General features: G+C 66.9%; 8 protein-coding genes. 6 read left to right on the top strand and 2 right to left on the bottom strand.

The genetic code is table 11. The annotated features are described in order from the left end of the window. On the bottom strand, window positions 1–1,106 hold a 1,106-nt coding region (locus VD972_RS41130; RefSeq protein WP_324994775.1), incomplete at its 3' end, for a TonB-dependent receptor. Between the two features lie 241 nt (window positions 1,107–1,347). Here VD972_RS41130 and VD972_RS41125 point away from each other — a divergent pair. The 6 genes from VD972_RS41125 to VD972_RS41100 all read left to right on the top strand — a co-directional run bounded on the left by VD972_RS41125 (window position 1,348) and on the right by VD972_RS41100 (window position 6,309). Beyond that, on the top strand, window positions 1,348–2,067 hold the full coding sequence (locus VD972_RS41125) for an energy transducer TonB (RefSeq protein WP_324994773.1): 720 nt from the start codon (window positions 1,348–1,350) through the stop codon (window positions 2,065–2,067). Window positions 2,068–2,146: 79 nt separating this feature from the next. Next, window positions 2,147–2,836, top strand: a complete 690-nt coding sequence (locus VD972_RS41120; RefSeq protein ID WP_324994771.1) for a MotA/TolQ/ExbB proton channel family protein — start codon at window positions 2,147–2,149, stop codon at window positions 2,834–2,836. An 86-nt stretch (window positions 2,837–2,922) separates the two neighbouring features. Then, window positions 2,923–3,342: an ExbD/TolR family protein gene (locus VD972_RS41115; RefSeq protein WP_324994769.1), complete on the top strand. Its 420-nt coding sequence runs from the start codon at window positions 2,923–2,925 to the stop codon at window positions 3,340–3,342. Continuing rightward, on the top strand, window positions 3,339–3,839 hold the full coding sequence (locus VD972_RS41110) for an ExbD/TolR family protein (RefSeq protein ID WP_324994777.1): 501 nt from the start codon (window positions 3,339–3,341) through the stop codon (window positions 3,837–3,839). Before VD972_RS41115 ends, VD972_RS41110 begins: the two co-directional genes overlap by 4 nt. Window positions 3,840–3,907: 68 nt before the next feature. Next, window positions 3,908–4,528 (top strand): DUF2378 family protein, encoded by a 621-nt coding sequence (locus VD972_RS41105; RefSeq protein WP_324994767.1) that lies wholly within the window; start codon window positions 3,908–3,910, stop codon window positions 4,526–4,528. A 155-nt stretch (window positions 4,529–4,683) separates the two neighbouring features. Next, a complete protein-coding gene (locus VD972_RS41100) occupies window positions 4,684–6,309 on the top strand; it encodes a YifB family Mg chelatase-like AAA ATPase (RefSeq protein ID WP_324994765.1) in 1,626 nt (541 codons plus the stop codon). Window positions 6,310–6,326: 17 nt separating this feature from the next. Here the strand turns inward: VD972_RS41100 and VD972_RS41095 are convergent. Continuing rightward, a partial coding sequence (locus VD972_RS41095; RefSeq protein ID WP_414654209.1) for an NAD(P)/FAD-dependent oxidoreductase occupies window positions 6,327–6,880 on the bottom strand: 554 nt, incomplete at its 5' end.

Raw genomic sequence — 6,880 nt, 5'->3', positions numbered from 1 at the left:
ACCTTGTTGCGCGGCGTCACCTGCCAGGTGACGCGCGCGGTCAGGATCCGGTCGAGCGTTTCCGAAAAGGCCTGCTGGCTCCGGTCGAAATCGGGCAGCCACGCGTTGGGGTTGCCGGCGTTGCGGTTGACGAACATGCCGGGGACGGTGTTGTCGGTCGAGATGTGGCGGTACGAGGTGTAGAACCACAGCTTGTCCTGGAGGATGGGGCCGCCGAGGGTGGCGCCCAGATCGCCCAGGTTGCGCAGGGTGTTCTCACCGGCGATGACCGAGCCCTCGTCGATGACGAGCGTGCGGTTGCCCTCGAACGTACCCGGGGTCAAGTTGGCGAACACCGAGCCGTGGAACTCGTTGGAGCCCGACCGGGTCACCGCGTTGATCACGCCGCCGGTGGACCGGCCGAACTCCGGCAGGTAGCCGCCCGTGACGACGTTCACGTCCTGCACGAACTCGATGGAGAGCGGGCTGGCGTTGATGCCGAAGGCCGGGTCGTTGGTCGACAGGCCGTCCACCACGTAGCCGTTCTCAGGAGAAGTGGCGCCATTGATGGACACGCCGTACTGGTCGTTCTGCGCGCCCGGTGCCAGCTCCGCGAGGCTCTCGAAGGAACGGGCCGCGCCACCCTTGCCGCCGGGGCGGTTCACGGCGATGCGGCGGATGAACTCCTGATCCACGTTCACGCCCGTGGTGGTGGAGCCCACGTCGATCGTCGGCGGGGTACCCGTGATCTCGATCTGCTCCGTGAAGGCCTCGGGCAGCAGCTCCACGTTCACGCGGATGGTGCGGTTGAGGCGCAGCTGGACAGCCGAGCGGGCAAAGGGCTTGAAGCCCTGAGCGTCGAACCGCAGGGTGTAGTCGCCCGGCGGCAGCTGAGGAATACGATACCCACCGCTTTTGTCTGTAACGACCGTCTGCTCACCCTGAAGGTTGGGTGAGGTCGCGGTCACTACCACATCCACGATCGGCGCCTTGTTCGCGCTTGGGTCCGCATTGACGACCGTACCGATGATGACGCTGCTCGAGGACTGAGCCAACACCGCTGACCCGAACAAAAGGCCAGCACACAGCACAACTCCGGTTTCCCGGAGTACACGGGATACTCTCATGCCGAACCCCTCCAAGGTGGGCGGATGCAAGTAAAAATGCCGCGGGAAATTACCTGAGGTCTGTAAGTTGTCAATAGACGGTTGCTTTTTGGCGACCGGTGGGGCATTGCGCGGTTTCGTCGGCGGCTCCTGAACCCCCCTCGCTTGAACCCGGACTGCATTTCTGTATTGTGGCACGCCTTTGATCCAGCGGGCGTGAGCGGAACAGGTCGCCCACCGGCATAAAGAGGAGTGATCGCGCATGTTTGACTCTGTCCTTGACCGAGGATCGGTGCCCAAGTCGCGGTTCGGCACTGGCACGGTGATCTCCATCTTGCTCCACGTGGGCTTGTTCGGCTTCGCCCTGTGGATGTCCACGCGTCCTCCTCCTGTGGAGGAGAAGGAGATCGAGGTCACCTTCAAGGCCGCAATGGCGCCTCCCCCGCCGCCACCTCCCCCTCCTCCCCCGCCGGCCGCCAAGCCGAAGCCCAAGAAGGTCAAGAAGGAGTTCGTGGCCCCGAAGGAGATCCCTACGGAGAAGCCGCCTGAGAAGGAGCCCGAGCCTGAGCCCGAGCCCACCGAGGAAGAGGTGGAGAGCAGCGACGAGGGCGTCGAGGGTGGCGTGGTCGGCGGTGTCGTGGGTGGCGTGCTCGGCGGCGTGCTCGGCGGCCAGGTGGGCAGCACGGGTACGGACGTGCTCCCGTTCGGCGCGGGTATGACGCGCCCGGAGAAGCTCTCCGGCCCCATCCCTCAGTACACTCGCGAGGCGCTCGAGGCCCACGTGCAGGGTCTGATGATCGTGAAGTGCGTCATCACCACGGAGGGCAAGGTGGAGAAGTGCCGTATCATCAAGCCCTTGCCCCACATGGAACAGGCGGTGCTGGACGCGCTGTACGCGGCACGCTACAAGCCCGTCACCTTCCAGGGCCGTGCGGTCCAGGTCGACTACACCTTCAACATCAAGCTGAGCCTGCCCCGCTAGGTAGCTAGGTCTCGGTCTTTCCTCTCTGTCCGTAAAACTGTCCCCCGCTATCGCGCTCGAGGAGGAGCGCTCCAAGAACATGGACTTCTCACTGACGGCAATCTGGGAGCACACGGGCTTCTTCGCCCGGTTCATCATCTTCACCCTGGGCATCATGTCGATCGCGTCCCTGGTCGTGATCGCGGAGCGGATGGTGGTCTTCCGCAAGACGCGCTCTGACTCGAGAACCTTCGCGTCGAAGATGGGAGCCATCCTCGCCAAGGGCGATCTGGCCACGGCGGCCAATACGAACCTCGGCAAGGATGTGGGCCACCTGGGCCGCGTCATCAACTCGGGGCTGACGGCGTACCGGATCAGCCCGAGCGACAAGGACGTGGCCGTGGAGTCTGTGGCGCGCGCCCTGGAGCGTCAGGCCCAGCGCGAGGTGCAGAGCATGAAGCGCGGCCTGGGCGTGCTGGCCACGGTGGGCTCGACGGCCCCCTTCGTCGGTCTGCTCGGCACGACGATGGGTATCGTGAACGCCTTCCAGGAGATGGCGAAGTCGGGCGCCGGTGGTCTGGCCACCATCTCGGCCGGTATCGCCGAGGCGCTCATCACCACGGCGTTCGGCCTGCTCGTGGCCATCCCCGCGGTGATGGCCTACAACTTCCTGCAGGGCTGGGTGGACGCTCGCTCGGTGGACATCTCCGAGTCGTCCAACGAGTTCCTGGACGTGGTGGCCCGCAACCTGACTGGCGGCGGCTCCCGCTCCCAGCAGCAGGTGGGGTAGCGGCCGCTGCTCGCACTCGGGCCTGCCTGCGTTGATGCGGGCAGGCCCCTTCCCCCCAAGCCCCACCCCGAGCCCCAGGTACAGCGATGGGAATGTCAGCCGGTCCCAGTCAAGGGATCAAGAACGAGATCAACGTCACGCCACTGGTGGACGTGGTGCTGGTGCTGCTCATCATCTTCATGGTGATCACGCCCATGCTCCAGCGCGGCAAGTCGGTGACGTTGCCGAAGGCGACGAACATCGAGAAGAAGAAGGACAGCGGGGAACAGGATCCGCTGATCCTCTCGGTCACTCCGGACAAGAAGATGTACCTGGAGAACGACGAGCTCGACGCCGCGGGCCTGGAGAACGCGATCCGGTCGGAGCTCGAGGAGACTCCCGGGCGGCGGATCCTGCTCAAGGGCGACGCCTCGCTGAACGTCGCTGACGTGCGCAAGACGATGGAGATCGCGCGCAAGGCAAAGGCCAAGAGCATCGCGCTCGGTGTCGAGGAGCTGAAGGAATAGCCATGGCCAAGAAACGCCAGTGGGTCAAGCCGCAGACGCCTCCCAACTCGGACATCAACGTCACGCCGCTGGTGGACGTGGTGCTCGTGCTCCTCATCATCTTCATGGTGTTGACGCCGCTGCTCGAGAAGGACATCGAGGTGCGAGTGCCGGAGACGGAGGTGGACACCACCCCGCCCGAGACCAACGATCAGCTCGTGGTGCAGCTGACCGATACGGGCGCCATCAAGATCAACGCCGAGCACATGTCCAGCCAGGAGGACTACGTCAACCGCCTGAAGCGCATGCTCGCCGTCAAGCCGCGGGAAGAGCGCGTCGTGTTCTTCATGGCCGATGACAAGGCGAACTACGGTGCGCTGATTGGCGTGATGGATGGCGCCAAGACGGCGGGCGCGGTGGTGCTCGGCATGGCGACCGAGGATCTGCCGGAGGGAGCCGTCGTCCCCGGCGCCGAGGGTGCCGCCCCGGCTCCCGAGGCTCCTGCCCCCACGCCGTAGCGCAGGCGCCCGCCCTCGAGCGGGCGCCGTTTGCATCCAGGGGCTCGTCGGATACATTGCGCCCCCTCATGGCCGACGAGCTCCTTGTTTACGAGCAGACCATCGAAGCGTTGTTCGTGCGCGCCTTGGGAGGACGTCTGTCCCCCGAGTGCAGGGCGCGGCTGCGCGAGGCGGGGCTGGACGTCACCCAGAAGCTCAAGCCTGCCTACCCCTTCCGGGCCTGGATGACGTTCATCCGCATCGCCGCGGAGGAGCTGTACCCGGGCATGCCCCTGGCCGAGTCCACCTTCAAGCTCGGTGAGGCCTACGTCGAGGGCTTCCGGGAGACGATGCTGGGGCGCGCGGTCATGTCACTGCTGCGCGTCCTGGGTCCACGACGCACGGTGCTCCGCGCGACGCAGAACTTCCGGGCGGGCAACAACTACACCGAGACGCGTGTGGCGGAGATGGGGCCCGCCCGCTTCGAGGTGTGGATGAACGAAGTGGGCGAGTTCCCCGACTTCACTGCCGGCATCATCCATGCGGGGGTTCGCGCGTCCGGCGCCAAGGAGCTGCGCGTGGAGCTCTTCGACTACGACGGCCACGCCTGCACCTACCGCATCAGTTGGAAGGAGGCCTCCGCCAGCGTCGAGGGCGGCGGGGACTCCCCCCGGCCCACCCGGCGGTCCGGCACCTTCCGGGCCCTGTAGCAGCACCACCCGACTCGAGGACCTGGCTCTGGGGCGGAATCTCGCCGCGTGGACGGACCGTCCCGCGCAGTGGACGGTGCAGGAGCGCCCTCCCCTCGGAGACTACCTGGTACGGCCCTTGCTCTGTTCCTCCGGAGACAACCTGGAGGGTGGGAATGCTGGCAAGGGTACGGTCGGGCTCGTTGATGGGCATCGACGCGGTGGTGGTGGAGTGTGAGGTGGACATGGCGCTGGGGCTTCCGTACTTCAACGTCGTGGGGTTGCCCGAGGGCGCCGTGCGTGAGTCGAAGGTGCGGGTCATCTCGGCGCTGAAGAACACGGGCTTCGAGCTGCCCCAGAAGCGCATCACGGTGAATCTGGCCCCGGCGGACATCCGGAAGGAGGGCGCGGCCTTCGAGCTGCCCATCGCCCTGGGAGTCCTGGCGGCGGCGCGGCTGATGGAGGAGGAGCCGCTGGGGCGCTACCTCTTCGGCGGAGAGCTGTCGCTGGATGGGGGGATCAAGCCCATCAAGGGCGTCCTGCCGCTGGCCGTGGCCGCGAGGAATGGGGGCTTCCAGGGCGTCATGGTGCCCGCGGCGAACGCGGCCGAGGCGGCGCTCGTGGAGGACATCCAGGTGCTCCCCGTGAACCACCTGCGCGAGGCCGTGGAGCACCTGACGGGGGTCCAGCCACTGGCTCCATACCAGCGTGGCGACCGCCCGCCCGTGGCAGCCAGGAGCCAGGCAGCGCTCGACATGGCAGAGGTGCGCGGGCAGCCCGAGGTCAAGCTGGCGCTGGAGCTGGCGGCCGCTGGAGGCCATAACGTCTTGATGTGCGGGCCTCCCGGCTCGGGCAAGACGATGCTGGCCCGGAGGCTGCCCGGCATCCTGCCCTCGATGACGTTCACCGAGGCGCTGGAGGTGACGAAGATCTACTCGGTGCTCGGCATGCTGGGGGAGGACCAGGCGCTGATGCGCGAGCGCCCCTTCCGCTCACCGCACCACACCATCTCAGATGCAGGCCTGGTGGGCGGCGGCACGGCGGCCCGCCCTGGAGAGCTGTCCCTGGCCCACCACGGGGTGCTGTTCTTGGATGAGCTGCCAGAGTTCCGAAAGAACGTCATGGAGGTGCTGCGTCAGCCCCTGGAGGAAGGCCTCATCCATCTGGCCCGGGCCAACCAGAACATCACGTATCCGTGCCGGGTGATGCTGGTGGCAGCGATGAACCCCTGCCCTTGTGGCTATTTCAACGTCCCCGGCCGCACCTGTACCTGCCTCGAGCACCGCGTCTTTGACTACCACTCGCGGGTGAGCGGCCCACTGTTGGACCGGATCGACATCACCCTCCAGACCCGTCCCGTGGAGTACCAGCAGATCGCCCGGAACGACGGGCACGAGCACCCGAGCTCGTACTACCGCGACCGGGTGGAGGCCGCGCGCGAGCGCCAGCGGGCCCGGTTCCGCGAGGAGCCCGGGGTGCACTGCAACGCCCAGATGCCGCCCCGGCTGCTGCGGCGCCACTGTTCCATGAGCTCGAAGGCCGAGGGGATGCTGGAGAAGGCCGTGCGCCACCATGGCCTGTCCGCCCGAGCGCACGATCGCATCCTCAAGCTTGCCCTCACCCGCGCGGATCTCGAGGGGCACGCGCGCATCGAGGATACGGACATGACTCTCGCGATCGACTGCCGCATCATCGACCGCCGGGGCTGGCTCCACGCCAATACCCATGGCACCACGCGCCCGGACGCCTTCTCCCGGCTGCTGCGTCCCGATGCGCGCTCGGGCCACCCCGAGGAGCCTTGAGCCCCCGAGTTCGGCCGTCAGGAAGAGCCTGGACGTGGGGCAGGCTGTTGCTCGCGCCCACCCTGCGGCTCTCCGAGAGCTGTCCCCGGAGCGGGGAGCACGGCCAGGCCTGAGGTCCGCTTCAGCAGGGGCACTCCGCCCGTGATGATGCGCGCGGATCGCCGGAAGGCCAGGTACGAGTAGGCCCAGTTCACGAGCACCGCCACCTTGCTGCGGAACCCGATGAGGAAGAGGACGTGGATGAAGAGCCAGGCGAGCCAGGCGATGAAGCCCGACATGCGGAAGCGCTCCATGGCGATCCCCACCGCCGAGCCTCGGCCAATCACCGAGAACATGCCGCGGTCCCAGTAGCTGAAGGGCTCCATGGGCTGGTTCTTGAGCTGGCGCAGGATGTTCCGAGCCGAGTGCACGCCCTCCTGCATCGCCGCGGGCGCCACTCCCGGAATGGGCTGGCCTTTCTCCTGGAAGAGCGCCAGGTCTCCGATGACGAAGACGTCCTTCCGGCCGTGCAAGGTGAGCTCCGGCGTCACCGGCACACGGCCCGCGCGGTCCAGCTCGACTCCCAGGGAGC

This window comes from Hyalangium sp. (assembly GCF_035629615.1).
Lineage (GTDB): Bacteria > Myxococcota > Myxococcia > Myxococcales > Myxococcaceae > Hyalangium.
This window is presented reverse-complemented; position numbering and strand designations above follow the sequence as displayed.